The sequence below is a fragment of the uncultured Brachybacterium sp. genome, from assembly GCF_947500705.1.
Lineage (GTDB): Bacteria > Actinomycetota > Actinomycetes > Actinomycetales > Dermabacteraceae > Brachybacterium.
This window is the reverse complement of record NZ_CANMSY010000007.1, coordinates 106,465-123,975: the sequence shown is the minus strand read 5'-3', so window position 1 is coordinate 123,975 and position 17,511 is coordinate 106,465. Positions and strand designations below refer to the sequence as shown.

Sequence of the window (17,511 nt, the reverse complement as noted above, 5' to 3'; positions counted from 1 at the left end):
GCTTTCACTCTAGAGGCCGGGACGGAGCGGGATCGATGCCGGTGTAGAAGCTGTGGATCACGGCCGCGACCTCCTCACCGAGCACTTCGGCCAGGTGCCTGGGGTCCGTGCGCGCAGGATCGAAGGGTGCCCGTGGGGCAGGCTCTGCCGCCTCGCCGATGGCGCCGGGTGTGTCCATCTCACCGGGGGGCCTACCCTTGTCGGAGGGGCCAGCCTTGTCGGAAGGACCAGCATCCCCGGAGGAGCCATCCTCGTCGGAGGCTCCCGTTTCGTCGGTGGGGTCCAGGGGGGCGGCAGCGCCCGTCGGCTCCCGGGTGCGGAGAGGTGCCGGTGCCACCAGGTCCTCGAGGTCGAGCCCGCGCAGGGTCAGCAGCAGCACCGGGCGCTCATCCACAGCCTCGACCAGCACGTACAGCAGTGCGGCCACGTGCCGGCAGGGCCCGGGCCAGTCCAGGCAGGAGCAGTCATGGGTGAGCTCGGCGGCGCTCCGCGGCAGCAGCGAGATCTCGGATCTGGCCAGCTCCGCCTCGACCTCCTGGGGGTAGCTCCCGCCGGCCATCCGGGCCGGGAGCTCGGGTCGAGCCCTGGCCACCTGCAAGAACACCTGCCGGTCGCCGTCCCGCAGGGCGGGCAGCTCGAGGCGCGCCTGGTACAGCTCCCCGTCGGCATCCAGGACGTCGCCGCGCGCGACCCCCCTCGCGACATCCAGCCACTGCACCCTGCCGGCGCGGGCATCGGCCTTGCCGCGGCCCACCCGCGCCGCACCCAGCAGGTTCTCTGCGCCGTCGCGCAGGGCGACGGCATGCCAGGCTCTGCCGATCGGGCCGCGACGCGAGACCAGCTCGATGCTCATAGCCCGTCCTCCTCGTCCTCGAGGGAGAGCAGGTCGAACAGGCGATCGTCATCGAGGGAAGCCAGCCAGTCCTCACCGGGGCCGACGGTCAGATCAGCGAGCATCTGCTTGTCCTGGAGCACGGTGTCGATCTTCTCCTCGACGGTTCCGGCGCTGACCAGCTTGCTCACCGTCACATCCCGGCGCTGGCCGATGCGGAAGGCACGGTCGGTGGCCTGGTTCTCCACGGCAGGGTTCCACCAGCGATCCAGGTGCACCACGTGGTTCGCGGCGGTGAGGGTCAGCCCGGTGCCGCCGGCACGCAGGCTCAACAGCATCAGCCCGGGGCGGTCTCGGTGCTCCTGGAACTCGGCGACCATCTGATCCCGGTCCCGTTTGGAGACACCGCCGTGGAGGAACGGCGCGGACGACACTCCCAGCTCCGCGAACTTCTCCTCCCAGTAGGGCACCAGCAGGTGCCCGAAGGTCGTGAACTGGGTGAACAGCAGCACCTTCTCACCCTTCTCGAAGGCGGCGCCCAGCAGGTCATCCACCAGTTCGAGCTTTCCCGAGCGATGTTCGCCATCGCGCACCAGCGGCGACCCGTCTCCGAGATAGTGCGTGGGGTGGTTGCAGACCTGCTTGAGACGGGTGATCGCGGAGACCACCAGGGTGCGGGGGTTCTTCTCCTCGGCGCCGTCGATCTGGACCATCAGGTCCTGCACGATCGCCTCGTAGAGCCCGGCCTGCTCCGGGGTCAGGTTCACCACCCGCGTCAGCTCGATCTTGTCCGGCAGGTCCTTGATGATCGAGCGGTCCGTCTTCAGTCGTCGTTGGATGAACGGGGAGGTGACGAGTTTGAGGCGGCTGATCGCGGCGCCATCTCCCTCCTCCTCGATCGGGGTCGCGACCCGGTCCTGGAAGCTCTTCGCGGTGCCCAGCAGCCCGGGGTTCACCACCTCCATGAGGGAGTGGAGGTCCGCCAGCCGGTTCTCGACCGGCGTGCCGGTCAGCGCCAGCCGGTGCGGAGCCTGCAGGGAACGCGCGGCCCGGGTGACCTGGGTGGCGGGGGTCTTGACGTGCTGGGCCTCGTCGAACACCAGGCGATGCCAGGGCACGGCGGAGAGCACCGGCAGATCGCGGGTGAGCAGCGAATAGGTGGTGACCACCAGGTCGAGGTCCGCGGACCCCTTCACGAACGCCTCATCCCGCAGCCGGTCGCCGCCGTGATGGACATGCACCTTCAGCTGCGGGGCGAAGGTGGCGGCCTCGCGCTGCCACGCCCCGACCACGGACATCGGGCACACCAGCAGGGTGGGGCCCACGGGCGGAGGAGCAGCTGCAGGGGCATCTGCAGCCTGCAGTGGAGCCCGGCCGGGCAGCCCCTCCCGCTCCCGGCACAGCAGGGCGAGCACCTGCATCGTCTTGCCGAGCCCCATGTCATCGGCGAGGATCCCGCCCAGGCCCTGCTGGTCCAGGGCCCACAGCCAGTTCAGCCCGTCGAGCTGATAGAGCCGCAGGGTGGCCCGCAGCGAGCGGGGCTGAGGATAGTGCGGCGCGCCGCCACCGCCCGGCATCAACCGTGCCAGACCCTGGTTGCCCCCGGAGACCAGCGCGGAGACCCCGAAGTCGACGTCCGCCGCCTCGGGGGAGAGGATCAGGGAGAACATCTCCAGCCACGGGGCGCGGCCCGCGACCTCTGCCGGCTCCGGGGCGGGCGGCAGCGCCACGGCGCCGTGGTCGCCGCGGACCGGTGGGGGGACCACCTGCTTCCGCGTCTCGCGGGTCCGGCCCGCGAAGGTGTCGAGGAACTTCTCCGCGGCGCGCAGGGTGGTCGCATCCAGGCGCACCCACTGGCCGCGCAGCTGCACCAGTTCGGACTGCGCCTCCCGGATCGTCTCCATCTCCTCCTCGGTCAGCTCGGTCTCTCCCACGGCGACCCGCCAACGGAAGGAGACCATCGCTCCCAGTCCCACCCCCGAGCCCTTGCGCTCGCCCGGCTCCTCCTCGACCTCCTGCGGGCGCAGCGTGGTCTTCTGCTTCGTCCAGTCGCGGGGCAGCAGCACCGTCACCCCGGCCTCCTCGAGGGAGGGGGTGTCCCGGGAGAGGAACTCCGAGGCCTCGGCGGTGGTCAGCAGCCAGTCCACACCGGTGTCATCCACGGCGGCACCACGCACGGTGGGCGCCAGGTGCATCACCGCCGCGGACGCCTCAGCGGCGCCGGCGGTGCTCAGATCGCCCACCGCGCGCAGATCGGCGACCGGATGCACGGTCCCGTCGGGCTCCCGCAGGCAGGTCTGCAGCGGCCAGGCGGTGCCCAGCGGCGGCTCGAACAGCCGCACCACCAGCTCGCTCTCGCCCGAGCTGAGCTTCACCCCGGGGCGGCCGGAGTCCACGAGGGTGTCGAAGGCGGCGGTGATCCGGCGCTGCGTGGGCAGGTCGGCACGCAGCTCGCCCTCGTCCGCCAGGGCCCACAGCACCCCGTGCCGGTCTGCGGCCGGGGGCGCGGAGCAGCGCAGGTGTGCGGCGAAGGCATGCCGGGCATGCCCATCCACCAGGGCGTGCAGCATCCGGGGCGCATCGTTCTCCGGGGCGCGCCACTGCATCAGCGGACGCCCGTACCGCTCCACGGCCCGTGCCCGCAGATGGCGCTGCTCCACCAGCGCCTGGGCGCGCAGATCCAGCACGATCGCGGCCACCAGATCGGGCATCGCGATCAGCCCGTCGCGGAGCTGGGCAGCGGCGCCGTCGCTGATCAGGGTTGTGAGGCGGTCGGTGAAGTCCTCCCCGAACCGCTCCTCGAGCAGGGTGGTCGCCCCGCCCACCAGTGCGATCAGCGCCGGGCCGTCGAGCGCCAGGGCGGGCACCCGGCGGTCGCCGTCACGGCCGGGGATCCGCACCCGATGGCGCAGCAGGTCGGGTGCTGCGGTCAGCGCCTGGGCGATCAGCGGCGGGGCGTCCCTGCGCAGGGAGGTGAGGTCCTCGAGCGCGCGCGATCGGCCCGGCCCGGTCTGCTCTCGCACCCACAGCGCAGGGCCCAGGTCGTCATCGACGACGAGGTGCAGGCGACGGACAGGCATGACCTCAGACTATGCGGCGGGACGGACAGCCGCCGGACCGGGCGCACGATTGTGGATGAACCCTCAGATCTCGTCGGACACTCAGAGCCCGCCGGATATTCAGAGCCCGTCGATGATCAGCGCCGTCGCGTCGAGCCAGGCTTCCTTCGTCTTGGCGGAGACCCGGGCCCAGTCCAGATGGGAGCCGTCCACGAACTGCTGCTCGTAAGGCACCTCGGTGACCACGCGGGTGTGGGCGCCGAAGTGGGCGAGCAGGCGGCTGCGCAGGGTCGGATCGAACTTCCCCTTGGAGGAGTGGGACAGGATCGTGACCGCATTGTCGACCTGCTCGGCGAGGCCCGTCGCGCGCAGCTCATCGATCATCCAGGCTGCGGCGTTGAAGGTGTCTTCGCGCACCGTCGAGACGATGACCAGCTGGTCTGCGCTCCGGACTGCTGCGAGCCAGTTCGAGGCACGCACGTTGTTGCCGGTGTCGATGACCTTGATCCGGTAGAACCGGGAGAGGGCGTCGTTCAGGTCTGCGAACGCCGTGCCGTCGATCGAGGCGGCCGAGCCCGGGTCCTCGTCAGAGGCGAGGATGTCGAAACGCATCTCACCTTGAGGGCGCACATAGGGGTCGAGGTCCGCGTTGCTCGCCGCGGGAGCGCGCAGGGTCTCGATGTCGTGGAGCAGATCCACGGCGGTGCGGTGATGATCTGTGGGGATGCCACGCCAGCCCAGGGTTCCGCGGGTCTCGTTGTTGTCCCAGGCCAGCACGTTGCCGCCACGGGTCACGCCCAGGGTCGCCGCGACCATCAGGGAGGCAGTGGTCTTGTGGGCACCGCCCTTGAGGTTCACCACCGCGATGTTCCGAGGGCCTTCGAGCGGCCGACGGATCCGCTCCAGGCGCTCTGTCTCCATCCGTTCACGCCGGTTCGGCTGGGGGGAGATCGCACCACCGGTGAGACGCGTGATGAAGCCGGGCATCCCGCGTGTGGCCTTGACCTTCTCACGCCTCGAGGTCGCGGACTGCAGGTCCTGGAGGGTGGGCCGGCGGGAGTCCTTCTCCGGGACGGTCCGTGCAGGCAGCGGGCGCTTCGACGCGTTCTCCTGCGCAGCGCGCGGCGAGGATGCCGCGGACGGGGCGAGGGATGTCGACGGTGCACGCGATGCCGATGACGCCGATGACGCCGACGGGCCCGACGGAGCTGACAGAGCCGACGGGGCGGACAGAGCCGACGGGGCAGAACTCGCCGACGACGCCGACGACGCCGACGACGCCGACGACGCCGATGACGCCGATGCGGCTGATGAGGCGGACATCGCGGAGGACGCAGAGACAGCCGCCGGAGCGGGCACAGCGGACGGCGCGGAGGCAGCGGACAGCGGGGAGACGGCCGAAAGGCCGGAGGCGGCGGAGGCGGTCGGCGCTGCGGAGGTCCCCGAGGTGGCGGAGGCGCCCGACGAGCTCGAGCCGTTCTGAGCAGCGGGCAGCGTCGAGGGCGGCATCGCCGCGGCCCGACGACGGCGGGCTCCGTGCGGACGCACGGTGGGAAGCTCCCCGGTGGCCGGCGAGCCGATCGCAGCATGCTCACCGGTGAACGGGCCGCGGAGCGCCCTCTGGTCGATGCTGCTGAGGTCAGCGGTGTCATCGGTGGGCGGCGCGATCAGCGGATCGTCGATCCCGGGGCCGTACAGCGGGCGATCGTCCGCCTCGCGGCCGGTGATCCTGCCCGTCGGCTCCACCAGCAGGTGATGACGAACGTGCGGCTCGACGATCACCACGTCGATGTCCTGCCCGGTGGTCTTCGCGGAGGTGATGAAGGCCTGCTTCACCCGGTCCCGGATCTCCGGCAGATCAGCGCCGGAGACCTCGAGCGTCTCGTCGGCGAGGTGCACGGTGGCAGTCGTATCGGAGGTGATCCGCGCCTGCGCGATCATCTGGGTTCCTTCCCGGGTACAGAGCGCCTCCGCGTCCGAGGACGGGCGGCTTGGACCGGGACTACTCTACGGGCGCAGAGCCCGGCGCTCCTGCTGTCGCACACCTACAGTGGCGGCGTGCACACCACATTGCTCAGTGACTCCGCTGTCCCCGGGATGGATGAGGACGCAGCCGGGGTGCTCGGCGAGGTCGCGGTGCTGCTCGATGGTGCCGGGGTGCCGCCGCGCTTCCGGGCCGGCTGCCATCACTCGGTCAGCTGGTTCTCCCATGTGCTGGCAGCGCATCTGCTCGGCCACGCCCAGGATCCGACGGTTCCGCTCCGGGCCGCGCTGGCCGCGGCGATCGAGGACGTGCGTGCACTGCATCAGGGCACCTGTGATCTCGACCGCGGCGGGCCTTCGGCGACCGTGGTCGCGGTGCGGCGCACCGAGGAGCACCTGGAGCATCTGGTGCTCTGCGACTCCTCGCTGCTGCTGCACGGCGGGGAGGGTGGGGTGATGCGGGTGACAGACACCCGGGTCGATGAGGTGGTGCGCACCGAGCGCACTGCAGAGGCGATCGAGGCGCGCCGCAACAGACCGGGAGGCTTCTGGGTGGCTCGACATGAGCCTGAGGCCGCTGCGGAGGCGATCGTGGGGAGCGCCCCGCTCGCACGGTGGGAGAGGGCGCACCTGGTCTCTGACGGAGTCACCCGCGCCGCGGACCTGCTGGGGCTCCACGACGACGCGTCGCTCGCGGAATCCCTGACGCGGGATCCGCAGGCGGTGCTGAGCCAGCTGCGGGAGGCGGAGAAGGCACTGCCTCAGTCCCGTCGTCCCTCGAAGCTGCATGACGATGCGACCGTTGTCACACTGTGCCTGGCCGGTTCTCTAGGACGCTCCTGAAGCTGGGAGCTCACCGGGTGCTGGCCATGGCCACAGGCGTCGGACGCGTAGTCTGCAGCACGTCCCGCGGTGGCGGGGAACCCCCTCCAACCTGGCGATTTGCCCGATTCATGACGAATCCTTGAATCGGGGAGCACCGAGGAAGACCTTTGCCGAACCTGCATGTCACCTGCAAGAACACTCAGAACTGCCGCGTTTACAGAGTGGGATCGAGGGCCTAGACTCAAGAACAGGACGGGGACGCCGAGCAGGGTTCCTGTTCGGCGGCCAGGGGTGGCGCACATCCCCGGCCCGGCTGGTACTCTTCCGCATGTCGGAAGACGTTGAAAATTTTATAGATGTGCCGTTCCTCAAGACCCCCCTCATGGGGAGCGGCCAGACGGGCATCAATGCCAGGTTCCCCCACCTTTGGCAGCCCGTCCGCCTGTTCGCCCGCACCCACCCCTGACGGACGACAGGCCTGACGAGCGGCCCGCGAGCCCCCGACGTTGTCGGTTGAGTGCTCCGGGCCGCTCGTCGCTTTCTGCGCCAGGTCGGGCCTGTGCCGCGCCACCCTTCTCTGCACCCAGCCTTTTGTCGCGCTCACCACGGATCCCGGACGATCCCGAGCCACGATCGGTGCGGATCTGGCTCGGAAACGGCCGGAATCGTGAGGCGATCGCACAGCCCTGCTTTCTGGCTGCGCTCCTCGCGCTCGTTCCTCGCGATACGTCGCTCAGCCGCGCCTGTGGGCCGGCTCCTCTCGCTCGTTCCTCGCGATACGTCGCTCAGCCGAGGATCGCGACGTCGCTGCCGGGGTCGAGCCGGTAGCCGGCTCCGCGGACCGTCGAGATCAGGCGACGGTAGCGACCGAGCTTGGTGCGCACCCGGCGCACGTGCACGTCGACCGTGCGCTCGCCGGTCTCCTCGGGCGCCTCGACCCAGACCGTCTCCATGAGCTCGGTGCGGGAGATCGTGCGTCGGGCGTTCTGCGCGAGCTGGGCCAGCAGCTCGAATTCCTTGTAGGTGAAATCCACGTCGTGGCCGTCGATCCGCACCCGGCGCCCGAACAGATCGATTACCAGGCTGTCCGCCGGAGCGGCCGACGGGCTCGACGGGCTGACCGCGGTGGCCTGCAGCGTGCGCCGCCGCACAGCCTCGGCATCCCGGCGGGCGGGAGAGTTCGGCGAGACGATGCCCGTGCGGCGCGGACGCAGCGGGCTGACCGCGGCGACCCCCTGGCTGCGGGGCGGCAGTGCGCGGGAGTCCGCCCGGCCGGTCGTCGCGAAGGAGTTCGGGCTGTTCACCGCGACGGTGGTGCGCCCGTCGCGGGCTGCGACCAGGCGCTGAGCCCGAGTGCGCAGCTCATCGGCGATCAGCGCCGTCTCGACGTCGCCGGTGCCGGCGGGCAGGGTGACGGACACGGTGATGGTCACCGCATCCTCCGCGGCCCGCGGACGTGGGGCGGTGCCGCCGACCCGGTACAGGGGGCGCGGCGCGGGGGAGCGGAGGGCGGTGTGGTGAGCGGGGCGATCCAGGGTGATGGTCATGATGAGAGTTCTCCGAGGTGCGGCGCGGTGAGCGCGGCGGCTGGTGGACCCGGGATCCCTGGAGATCGACGCCCGCAGGCGGATCGTTCAGGGGGTGTGCTCCCGGTAGCACCTGGAGCCCGCGCCTTCCGGCCGGCTCCTGTCAGCCGACCCTGGAGGTGTCTTGAGCTCTAGAGGCTCGGCTGACGATGCATCATCGGCATCATCATCATGGACATCATCGAGCGCATCGCGGAGCGGACCACCCGGGGGGTGGTCTCGCGGAATGCGGCGGTCGAGGTCATGGGAAGAGCATGCCCCGCCCCGTCCCGGGGAGCAAGAGGCTGTTCACATTCCGGGACGATGACGGGGGAGGCGCGGCTGCGGGGCACGACGTGAGCGGCCGCCGGCCGACTTCTCGAGCGAGTACATGGCGCCACCACCGGCGGCGCAATGCACCGCGCGCCCCCACCGAGTGATGGGGGCGCGCGGGTCGTGCGGGGTGCGGCGGGGGCGGTGCGGTCAGTCGACGACGCCGAAGAGGCGGTCGCCCGCGTCGCCCAGGCCCGGCACGATGTAGCCCTTCTCGTCGAGCTTCTCGTCGATGGCGGCGGTGACGACGGTGAGGTCGATCGAGGGGTCGATGCGCTCCTCCATCGCCTTCAGGCCCTCGGGGGCGGCCAGCAGCGTCACGCAGGTGATGTCCCGGGCGCCGCGCTCGTGGAGGTACTCGCAGGAGGCGATGAGGGTGTGGCCGGTGGCGAGCATCGGGTCCAGCACGAAGCACTGGCGCCCGGTGAGGTTGTCGGGCAGGCGGTTCGCGTAGGTGGTGACCTCGAGGGTCTCGTCATTGCGCACCATGCCGAGGAAGCCCACCTCGGCGGTGGGGAGCAGACGGGTGAGGCCATCGAGCATGCCGAGGCCGGCGCGCAGGATCGGCACCACCATCGGCTTGGGATTGGTGAGCCGGGTGCCGGTCATCGTGGTCACCGGGGTCTCGATCTGCACCGGGGCGACGGCGACGTTGCGGGTCGCCTCGTACGCCAGCAGGGTCACCAGCTCATCGGCGAGCTGCCGGAACACTGAGGAGTGGGTGGCGCGATTGCGCAGCACCGACAGCTTGTGGGCGACGAGCGGATGGTCGATCTCGAGAACGCGCATGGGGCGAATCTACCGGAGCGCCGCGGCCCTCATGCGCGTTCCGCCCTCGCAGGAGGGGTGAGTCAGACCTCGTCGCGCAGCTCAGGGACGAGAGGTGGAAGTGATCTGCGGAAAGAGCGGGATGCTCAGGGCGCCGTCGTGCCGGGATACTGGTGGGGTGACTCCTGCGTACCTCTATTACACGGCCACCACCCTGGACGGGTTCCTCGCCGATGAGCACGACGGCCTCGACTGGCTGCTCTCCCAGCCGCTGACGCAGGGGAGCCTGCTGGACTACGACTCCTTCTACGCCCGCGTGGGCGCGCTGGTGATGGGGCGGAGCACCTATCAGTGGATCCTGGACCACCCTGCCGAGCAGTTCGCGGACACCGCCGGGTGGCCGTACGACCGGCCGACGTTCGTCTTCTCCCACCGTGACCTCCAACCCGCTGCGGAGATGGTCAGCATCATCTCGGGCAGCCCGCAGGAGCACCACGAGCAGATCACGGCCGCCGCCGGGGACGGTGCCGTGTGGATCGTCGGCGGTGGCGCTCTGGCCGCGGAGTTCGCGCGTGCAGGACTGCTCGACGAGGTGCTGGTCTCGATCGCGCCGGTGACGCTCGGATCGGGGAAGCCCCTGCTGGGCGGCGCATTCGATCTCGAGCTGCTCGAGCACGGTCGCAATCAGGCCTTTCTCGAGGCCCGCTACCGGGTGGCGGGCGAGCGTCCCTGAGGCGCGCGCGACAATGGACCCATGACCGATGACGAGCTGATGGGCCTGGCGATCCACGAGGCCCGGGCGGCCGCCGCCCGTGAGCCGGCCGACGTCCCGATCGGCGCGGTCGTCGTCGGCCCGGACGGTGCCGTCCTCGCCACCGCCGGGAACCGACGCGAGGCCGACGAGGACCCCACCGCTCACGCCGAGATCCTCGCCCTGCGCCGCGCCGCGGAGGTGACCGGCCGCTGGAACCTCACCGGCTGCACGCTCGTGGTCACCCTCGAGCCGTGCACCATGTGTGCGGGAGCGATCGTGCTGGCCCGGACGCAGCGCGTCGTGGTCGGTGCCATGGATCCCAAGGCGGGAGCGGCCGGGTCCCTCTATGACCTGGTGCGCGAGCCCCGGCTGAACCATCGGGTCGAGCTCACCGCCGGGGTGCGCGAGCAGGAGTGCGGGGACCTGCTGCGGGACTTCTTCCGAGCGCGACGGAAGCGCGCCGCAGAGGGGAAGTCCGACCGGCTCGTCTGACCCAGGCCATCTGTCCGATACGTGGGCTTCAAATCTCGCCATTCGAACGCCGCCGCTAGACTGGCACGATATCGAGCAGGTCGAGGAGCAGTCATGAATGCACGCAAGTCGTCATCGGCCGTGGTCGCCGAGGACGTCTCTAAGGTCTTCTTCTCCGGGCAGGACCCGGTGTGGGCCCTCGAGGACTTCTCGCTGACCCTCGAACCGGGATCCTTCACCTGCATCGTCGGCCCCTCCGGCTGCGGGAAGTCCACCTTCCTGCGGATCCTCGGCGGGCTCGAGGAGCGCACCGTCGGCACCGTGACGATGCCCGATGACGGCCAGCAGATCCCTGCGGCGTTCGTGTTCCAGGAGCACGGCGTCTTCCCCTGGATGACGGTGCTGGACAACATCGGCTTCGGCCTGCGGATGAGCGGACTGAAGAAGGCGGAGCGCACGGAGATCGCTCGTGACTGGCTCAGCCGGGTGCGGCTCGACGACTTCGCCGACGCCTACCCCCACCAGCTCTCCGGCGGCATGCGCCAGCGCGTCGCGATCGCCCGCGCCTTCGCCACCGGCTCCCCGCTGCTGCTGATGGACGAGCCGCTCGGCGCGCTCGACGCCCAGACCCGCATGCTCATGCAGGAGGAGCTCATCGCCCTGTGGGAGCAGGAGCGCAAGACGGTGCTCATGGTCACCCACGACATCGACGAGGCGATCATCCTCTCCGATCGCGTGATCGTGATGTCCGGTCGGCCCGGCACCCTGCGTGAGGACATCACCGTTCCCTTCGAGCGCCCGCGCACCTTCGACATCGAGCGCACCCCCGAGTTCAGCGAGCTGCGCTCCCGCATCTGGAATCTGCTGCGCGAGGACGCGCTCACCGCTGAGGAGAACGCATGAGCACCACGTCCACGTCCCTGCAGGGTGATCGCGAGCAGCGCACCCTCGTCGCCGCCACCGCGCAGCGCGCTCGCGAGCGCTCCCTCGCCACCCGCGACCTGGTGCTCTCGATCTCCACGCCGATCCTGCTGCTGGTGCTGTGGGAGCTCAGCGCCCGCTACCAGATCATCGACCCGCGCTTCTTCCCGCCGCCCTCACAGATCGTCACCGCCGGCTACGAGATGATCCTCGACGGCGAGCTGTGGATGCACACCGCCCCCACCTTGATGCGGCTGTTCGTGGGCGGAGGTCTTGGCGCGATCAGCGGCATCGTGGTGGGACTGCTGATGGGCTCCTCGCGCGCCCTGAACGCGGCGCTGGGCCCGCTGTTCTCGGCCCTGTACCCGCTGCCGAAGATCGCGATCTTCCCGATCCTGCTGATGATCTTCGGCCCCACCGAGACCCCGAAGATCATCGCGGTCTTCATCACCACCTTCTTCATCATGCAGATCAACACCGTCTCCGGGGTCTGGGCCATCGACCGAAAGCTGCTCGAGGCGGGCGCTGCATACGGAGCCAAGGGCTTCGATCGCTTCCGCTTCGTGGTCCTGCCCGGCGCGATGCCCTTCGTGTTCTCCGGGCTGAAGACCGCCACCGGCACCGCCGTGGTGGTGGTCACCGCCGTCGAGTTCACGGGCGCGACCACCACCGGTCTCGGCTATCTGATCTGGAACTCCTGGCAGCTGTTCATCCCCGAGAAGCTGTACGTGGGGCTGGTGGTCATCGGTGTCATCGGCGCCATCGTCACCACCCTCCTCAGCCGCTCGGAGAAGCTTCTGCTGCCCTGGCGCCGCGAGCGCTGAGCCGCTCGCCAGAGGAATCTCGCACCCGAGCCGGAACCTCACCCCGAGCCAGAACCTCACCCGAGCCAGAACCTCACCCCGAGGCCCCTCGTACTTCCGAAGACCACCCCCGAAGACCCCTGCATAGGAGCATGTCATGCGTCGTCGTACCGTTCTCTCCCTCGCCTCCGCGACCGCCATCGGAGGAGCCCTGGCCGCCTGTGGCTCCGCCGTGACCGGTGAAGATCCTGCTGCCAGCGGTGGGGACGGCTCCGGCGCCGTGCGCGTGGGCCACCTGCCCTCGGCGCTCTTCGCGCCGCTCTACGTCGCGGACTCGATGGGCTACTTCGAGGAGGAGGGCATCACCCTCGAGCTCACCCCGCTGAAGTCCGGGCAGGACGGCATCCCGATGCTCTCGAACAACCAGCTGGACGTCATGGTCGCGGGCGTCAGCGCCGGCATGTTCAACGCGCTCGAGCAGGGACTGGCCTTCAAGGTCGTCGGCTCGATGGGCATCTCCCCGGGCGACCCCGAGAACTCGCCCACCGCCCTCGAGGTTCGTCAGGAGCTCATCGACGACGGCTCGGTCACCTCCGTCGCGGACCTCAAGGGCCGCACCATCGGCGTCGCCGGTGGTCCCGGCGCGACTGGCGGCTACCTGCTCGCGGCGATGCTCGAGGAGGGCGGCCTGACCCTGGCCGACGTGGAGATCTCGAACCTCTCCACCCCGGACCAGGAGCCCGCCATCACCAACGGCTCGATCGACGCGGCGACCCCCTCGGCGCCCTTCTCCACCTCGATGGAGGAGGCGGGCGTGGCGTCCCCGATCGCGGTCCCCAAGCAGGGCACCACCGGCACCGGCGTGATCTTCTCGGAGACCTTCGTGGGCGCGGAGCTCGCTCAGGGCTTCTTCACCGCGCTGACCCGTGGCGCGCAGGAGCTCTCGGCGGACGGCGTCCAGACCGATGAGGTCTACCAGATCCTCGCCGACACCCTCGGCCAGGAGATCGACGTGCTCAAGGCCTCGCCGATGTACACCTACCTGCCGGATCTCGCGCCGCAGCCCGATCAGCTCGAGGCGATGCAGGCGGCGTGGATCCAGGCGGAGCAGATCACCTACACCGAACCGCTCGACGTGGCCGGAATCGTGGACGCGAGCTTCGCGGAGAACTCCGCCGACTGAGTCCGGGGCCGCCTGCCGTCTTCTACTCACCGCACGCCGCCTGCCGCCGGAGGCGTCGACAGTCCTCATGTGTACAGCACTCCCGCATACGGCTCGGGAGGTACGTATGAGGACCGTGGATGCACTATCTCCGGGGAGCAGGGAGCGGCGGCGGGGGAGCGAGAACAGGTCGCAGGCCGGCGAACAGGCCGAGGGCGCGCGAGCTGGCCGCGGACCAGGCCGCGGGTCAGCTCAGATCCAGCCCTGGCGCCGCGCGATCGCAACCGCCTCGTGCCGGTTGCTGGCCTGCAGCTTCGCCTGCGCGCTGGAGAGATAGTTGCGCACCGTGCCCTCGGCGAGGTGGGCGCGGCGGGCGATCTGCTCGATCGCGGCACCATCCGCGGCGAACTCCAGCACATCGGCCTCGCGCGGGGTAAGGGGCGAGTCTCCGGAGGAGATCGTCTCGGCGGCGAGCTCCGGGTCGATCACGCGACGCCCCGCGGCGACCGCGCGCACCGCGCGCGCCAGCTGATCGGCGGAGGTGGTCTTGGGCAGGAAGCCGAGCACGCCCTGGGCCAGGGCCCGCTTGAGGTAGCCGGGCCGGGCATGCGAGGTGAGGATGAGGCAACGGGTGGCGGAGGAGACCTCGCTGATCCGGCCGGCCAGCTCGAGGCCGTCCCCGTCGGGCAGCTGCAGGTCGAGCACCGCGACGTCCGGCTGCTCGGACTGCGCCAGGCGGATTCCGTCTGCAACCGTCGCGGCTTCTCCGCGCACGTCGAGGTCGTCCTCGAGGGAGAGCATGGTGGCGAGCGCGGAGCGGATCAGATTCTCGTCGTCGACGAGGATCACCCGCAACGGGGTGGCGGCAGTGCCAGGAGCAGCAGAGGGGGCAGCGGTCATCGGGTGTCTCCCGGGGAATCGAAGCGGACATCGAGGGTGAAGATGCCGTCCTCACGGCGCACGCTGAGCTCGGACCCGGCGCCGAGGCGTTCACGCATCCCGATCAGTCCGCTGCCCTCGAGGACCTCGTCGGTCCCAGGCGCGCCGTCGTTGACGAGGGTGACCCCGTCGGCGCTCAGCGTCATCGTCACGGCGGAAGGGTCTGCGTGGCGCAGGATGTTGGTGCCGCCCTCGCGCAGCACCCAGGCGGCGGTGCCGGCGTGCCGGGCCGGGACCTCCTCGGCTTCACCGCGGATCGTGACGTCGGCGTGGGCGGAGCGCAGCAGCGAGGCGGTGCCGCGCAGCTCCGTGGCCAGATCCGCCTCGCGGTAGCCGCGCACCAGGCCACGGATCTCGGCAAGCGAGGTGCGGGCGATCTGGGCGACCTCGCGGCTGTGCTCCACGGCGCGGGGGTCCTCGCGCTCGGCCAGCTGCGCGACCAGCTCCGCCTTCACCGCGATCACCGAGAGGTCCCGCCCGGTGACGTCGTGCAGGTCCCGTGCGAAGCGCAGGCGCTCCTCGGCGACGGCCAGCTGAGCCTGTGCCTGCCGGGCGTCGTCCAGCTCCCGCACCATCGCCGCCAGCCACAGGGACATGCGGATCGAGAGCACGGCGGCGACCACGATCGCCCCGCAGGAGACCGCCGTGGCGACGGAGGGCTGCAGCAGGGCCACCATCCCCGTGAACACCGTGGCGCAGAGGGCACCGACCTCCCACCGCCAGCGGAAGCCGGCCGTGGTGGTCAGCACGGAGAGGGAGACCGCCAGGGGACGACCGTCCACCTCGCCGAACAGGACCAGTCCGGCGATCAGTGCCGAGGAGGCGGCCACGGCGAGCAGGGACAGATCCGAGGGAAGCGTGCCCACCCGGCGGATCCCCCAGCGGTCCCTCCCAGGGAAGGCGTCCGCTGCGGACCACCCCTCCAGGGCGCGCCAGCCCGACCAGGCGCCGAGGGCGATCTGCGCGATCAGCACGGCGGTCGTGATCGGCTCAGTGGCCAGCAGGGCCGAGACGTTCGCGTCGAGGAACAGGATGATTCCCAGCGGGACCATCACCAGCACGAGAACGACTGACCACGCCGTGTACGCGTAGAACACGCTCCACTGGCGACCGATGGTGGTGTCCACGTCAATCCTCTCGTGGTCGCCGAAAGGGCCGACGACCTGGTGGGAAGCTTATCGGTTCAGACGATGGCGGCGATGCTCAGCCGCGCGGCTCCCAGCGGAAGTGCTCGCGCACGATCAGAGCGCCGACGAGGGTCCAGGCGAGCAGGATCCCTGTCTGCCCGGCCGTGAGGAGCCAGGCGTCGGCACCGGCTACGGCGGCGCCGTCGGCGTCGATGCCCAGCCAGCCCAGCCGCACCAGCGCCGTGATCGGCGCGGAGGGCAGGAACGTGATCAGCCGTGCCGCCCACTCGGGCAGGAGATCGAGCGGCAGGATGCCGCCGGCGCCGATCATCAAGACGGCCATCGCGGGCAGCGAGGTGACCTGCGCGGATTCGACGGTGCGGGTGATGTTCGCGGTGACCAGGGCCAGCGGCACGAGCATGACCGCGCCGAGGCCCAACCCGAGCGCGAGCACGAGGGGGTTCTCGGGCAGGGGCAGATCCAGCAGCGGGATCGAGAGCGCCGTGGTGAGGGTGATCATCACGGCCGCGAGCAGCAGTGCGGGGGTGGCCGTCGCGGCGAGCACGGTGGCGTCGGAGGCCTCACCGGTGCGCAGCCGCTTCAGCACCAGGTCCTGGCGGCGGGCGACGTAGGCGGACAGCAGGTTGTAGTAGACGACGAACAGCAGCACGACGACGAAGCCCGTGCCCAGCACGCCGGCCAGCGCGGCGCCGGAGGCTCCGTTCTGCGCCAGCGGCAGGAAGAAGAACGGCAGCGCGAGCGGCAGCACGATGGCGGTGCCGAGCTGCATGCGATTGCGTCGCAGGAGGGACAGCTCCGCGGCGGCCAGGCCCAGCAGGCGGGGCAGGCGGCGGGTGCGGGGGGCGGCGGCGGATCCCGGGGCGGAAGCGGCGAGAGGGGACTCGGCGCGGGGAGCGGACACGAGAGCTGGGGAGGAGGTCATGATCATCCTTCGAGGGTGTGGGTGGAGCCGGCGATCTCGAGGAACACCGATTCGAGGCTGGCGGCGCGGGCATCGAGGCTGCTGAGCTCGACCCCGGCGGAGCGGGCCCAGGTGAGCAGGGTGTGGAGGTCCTCGGGGAGCGAGGAGGTGGTCACCTCGAGGCGACCTTCGGGGCTGCGTACGGCCTCGCCCTGCAGCTCGGGGAGCGCAGGGGCGCTCGCCGGCAGCGTGGCGCGGATCCGGGCGGCGTGCCCGGCGACGACGTCGGCCACCGTGCCCTCGCGCACGATCTGCCCGCGGTGCATGATCGCGAGGCGGTCGGCGAGGGACTCGGCCTCATCGAGGTAGTGCGTGGTCAGCACGATCGTGGTGCCGCGCGCCTTGAGGGAGGCGATGAGCTCCCAGGCCCGCGCCCGCGACTCGGGGTCCAGCCCGGTGGTGGGCTCGTCGAGGAACAGCAGCTCCGGGTCGCCGGCGATCGCGCTGGCCAGGTCGAGGCGGCGCAGCTCCCCGCCGGAGAGCGAGGAGATGCGGGTGCCCGCCCGATCGGCGAGGTCGACGTCGGCCAGCACGTCGAGCACGGGCCGCGGGGTGCTCAGCGTCCTGCTCCACATCCTCAGCGCCTCGAGGGCGGTGAGGTCTGCCGGGAAGCCGCCGGTCTGCAGCATGAGCCCTTGTCGGGGGCGCACGGCACGACGCTCGCGGTAGGGGTCGTGCCCGAACACGCGCACGGTGCCGTCGGTGGGGCGGGCGAGGCCCTCGAGCACCTCGAGGGTGGAGGTCTTGCCGGCGCCGTTCGTGCCCAGCAGGCCGAACAGCTCGCCGCGGTGGAGGGTGAGGTCCAGACCGTCGACGGCCAGATACGAGTCCTTGCCGCGTCCATAGCGACGGCTGAGGCCGCTCGCCTGGAGCACGATGTCGGCAGCGATGTCGGTCGCGTCGGTGCTCGTAGTGGCGGCGGAGGCGGTGGTGCCGGTAGAACCGGTGGAGCCGGTGGTGGTCGGTGCCTGGTCGAGGGTCGTCATC

Annotated in this window: 15 protein-coding genes; 6 read left to right on the top strand and 9 right to left on the bottom strand. The window is 70.7% G+C overall.

Annotated elements, in window-relative coordinates:
• Nucleotides 1-4 precede the first annotated feature (4 nt).
• From Q0937_RS13045 to Q0937_RS13035, 3 genes are all read right to left on the bottom strand, one after another.
• A complete protein-coding gene (locus tag Q0937_RS13045) occupies nucleotides 5-853 on the bottom strand; it encodes an SWIM zinc finger family protein (RefSeq protein ID WP_299304304.1) in 849 nt (282 codons plus the stop codon).
• Nucleotides 850-3,912, bottom strand: coding sequence for a DEAD/DEAH box helicase (locus Q0937_RS13040; RefSeq protein ID WP_299304302.1), 3,063 nt, complete (start codon nucleotides 3,910-3,912; stop codon nucleotides 850-852). The genes Q0937_RS13045 and Q0937_RS13040 overlap by 4 nt, the downstream gene beginning before the upstream one ends.
• Before the next feature lie 99 nt (nucleotides 3,913-4,011).
• A complete protein-coding gene (locus tag Q0937_RS13035; RefSeq protein ID WP_299304300.1) occupies nucleotides 4,012-5,832 on the bottom strand; it encodes a chromosome partitioning protein in 1,821 nt (606 codons plus the stop codon).
• Between the two features lie 117 nt (nucleotides 5,833-5,949).
• Between Q0937_RS13035 and Q0937_RS13030 the strand changes: the two genes are divergently transcribed.
• A complete protein-coding gene (locus Q0937_RS13030) occupies nucleotides 5,950-6,717 on the top strand; it encodes a protein phosphatase 2C domain-containing protein (protein WP_299304298.1) in 768 nt (255 codons plus the stop codon).
• A gap of 767 nt (nucleotides 6,718-7,484) precedes the next feature.
• Here the strand turns inward: Q0937_RS13030 and Q0937_RS13025 are convergent.
• Nucleotides 7,485-8,246, bottom strand: a complete 762-nt coding sequence (locus Q0937_RS13025; RefSeq protein ID WP_299304296.1) for a winged helix-turn-helix domain-containing protein — start codon at nucleotides 8,244-8,246, stop codon at nucleotides 7,485-7,487.
• 501 nt (nucleotides 8,247-8,747) lie between these two features.
• Nucleotides 8,748-9,386 carry a uracil phosphoribosyltransferase gene (upp, locus tag Q0937_RS13020; RefSeq protein ID WP_299304294.1) on the bottom strand — a complete coding sequence of 213 codons (639 nt, stop codon included), beginning with the start codon at nucleotides 9,384-9,386 and terminating at the stop codon, nucleotides 8,748-8,750.
• Between the two features lie 157 nt (nucleotides 9,387-9,543).
• Between upp and Q0937_RS13015 the strand changes: the two genes are divergently transcribed.
• The 5 genes from Q0937_RS13015 to Q0937_RS12995 all read left to right on the top strand — a co-directional run bounded on the left by Q0937_RS13015 (nucleotide 9,544) and on the right by Q0937_RS12995 (nucleotide 13,497).
• Entirely contained in the window at nucleotides 9,544-10,098 is a 555-nt protein-coding gene (locus Q0937_RS13015; RefSeq protein ID WP_299304292.1) for a dihydrofolate reductase family protein, read from the top strand.
• Between the two features lie 21 nt (nucleotides 10,099-10,119).
• Nucleotides 10,120-10,611 (top strand): tRNA adenosine(34) deaminase TadA, encoded by a 492-nt coding sequence (tadA, locus tag Q0937_RS13010; protein WP_299304290.1) that lies wholly within the window; start codon nucleotides 10,120-10,122, stop codon nucleotides 10,609-10,611.
• 93 nt (nucleotides 10,612-10,704) lie between these two features.
• Nucleotides 10,705-11,493, top strand: coding sequence for an ABC transporter ATP-binding protein (locus Q0937_RS13005; protein WP_299304288.1), 789 nt, complete (start codon nucleotides 10,705-10,707; stop codon nucleotides 11,491-11,493).
• Nucleotides 11,490-12,335 (top strand): ABC transporter permease, encoded by an 846-nt coding sequence (locus tag Q0937_RS13000; protein ID WP_299304287.1) that lies wholly within the window; start codon nucleotides 11,490-11,492, stop codon nucleotides 12,333-12,335. Before Q0937_RS13005 ends, Q0937_RS13000 begins: the two co-directional genes overlap by 4 nt.
• Nucleotides 12,336-12,471: 136 nt before the next feature.
• On the top strand, nucleotides 12,472-13,497 hold the full coding sequence (locus tag Q0937_RS12995) for an ABC transporter substrate-binding protein (RefSeq protein ID WP_299304285.1): 1,026 nt from the start codon (nucleotides 12,472-12,474) through the stop codon (nucleotides 13,495-13,497).
• Between the two features lie 231 nt (nucleotides 13,498-13,728).
• Here the strand turns inward: Q0937_RS12995 and Q0937_RS12990 are convergent, their stop codons facing one another.
• The 4 genes from Q0937_RS12990 to Q0937_RS12975 all read right to left on the bottom strand — a co-directional run bounded on the left by Q0937_RS12990 (nucleotide 13,729) and on the right by Q0937_RS12975 (nucleotide 17,510).
• The gene (locus Q0937_RS12990) at nucleotides 13,729-14,376 is read right to left on the bottom strand and encodes a response regulator transcription factor (protein ID WP_299304283.1); all 648 of its coding nucleotides are present in this window, start codon (nucleotides 14,374-14,376) and stop codon (nucleotides 13,729-13,731) included.
• Nucleotides 14,373-15,542 (bottom strand): sensor histidine kinase, encoded by a 1,170-nt coding sequence (locus tag Q0937_RS12985; protein WP_299304281.1) that lies wholly within the window; start codon nucleotides 15,540-15,542, stop codon nucleotides 14,373-14,375. The genes Q0937_RS12990 and Q0937_RS12985 overlap by 4 nt, the downstream gene beginning before the upstream one ends.
• A 76-nt stretch (nucleotides 15,543-15,618) precedes the next feature.
• Nucleotides 15,619-16,485: an ABC transporter permease gene (locus tag Q0937_RS12980; protein ID WP_299304279.1), complete on the bottom strand. Its 867-nt coding sequence runs from the start codon at nucleotides 16,483-16,485 to the stop codon at nucleotides 15,619-15,621.
• 2 nt (nucleotides 16,486-16,487) lie between these two features.
• Entirely contained in the window at nucleotides 16,488-17,510 is a 1,023-nt protein-coding gene (locus tag Q0937_RS12975; RefSeq protein WP_299304277.1) for an ABC transporter ATP-binding protein, read from the bottom strand.
• Between the last annotated feature and the right edge of the window lies 1 nt (nucleotide 17,511).

What these genes read in the sequence shown, in the direction of transcription:
- Q0937_RS13045 (WP_299304304.1), bottom strand. Translation starts at nt 853, where the DNA reads ATGAGCATCGAGCTGGTCTCGCGTCGCGGCCCGATCGGCAGAGCCTGG.
- Q0937_RS13040 (WP_299304302.1), bottom strand. Translation starts at nt 3,912, where the DNA reads ATGCCTGTCCGTCGCCTGCACCTCGTCGTCGATGACGACCTGGGCCCT.
- Q0937_RS13035 (WP_299304300.1), bottom strand. Translation starts at nt 5,832, where the DNA reads ATGATCGCGCAGGCGCGGATCACCTCCGATACGACTGCCACCGTGCAC.
- Q0937_RS13025 (WP_299304296.1), bottom strand. Translation starts at nt 8,246, where the DNA reads ATGACCATCACCCTGGATCGCCCCGCTCACCACACCGCCCTCCGCTCC.
- upp (WP_299304294.1), bottom strand. Translation starts at nt 9,386, where the DNA reads ATGCGCGTTCTCGAGATCGACCATCCGCTCGTCGCCCACAAGCTGTCG.
- tadA (WP_299304290.1), top strand. Translation starts at nt 10,120, where the DNA reads ATGACCGATGACGAGCTGATGGGCCTGGCGATCCACGAGGCCCGGGCG.
- Q0937_RS13005 (WP_299304288.1), top strand. Translation starts at nt 10,705, where the DNA reads ATGAATGCACGCAAGTCGTCATCGGCCGTGGTCGCCGAGGACGTCTCT.
- Q0937_RS13000 (WP_299304287.1), top strand. Translation starts at nt 11,490, where the DNA reads ATGAGCACCACGTCCACGTCCCTGCAGGGTGATCGCGAGCAGCGCACC.
- Q0937_RS12995 (WP_299304285.1), top strand. Translation starts at nt 12,472, where the DNA reads ATGCGTCGTCGTACCGTTCTCTCCCTCGCCTCCGCGACCGCCATCGGA.
- Q0937_RS12990 (WP_299304283.1), bottom strand. Translation starts at nt 14,376, where the DNA reads ATGACCGCTGCCCCCTCTGCTGCTCCTGGCACTGCCGCCACCCCGTTG.
- Q0937_RS12980 (WP_299304279.1), bottom strand. Translation starts at nt 16,485, where the DNA reads ATGACCTCCTCCCCAGCTCTCGTGTCCGCTCCCCGCGCCGAGTCCCCT.
- Q0937_RS12975 (WP_299304277.1), bottom strand. Translation starts at nt 17,510, where the DNA reads ATGACGACCCTCGACCAGGCACCGACCACCACCGGCTCCACCGGTTCT.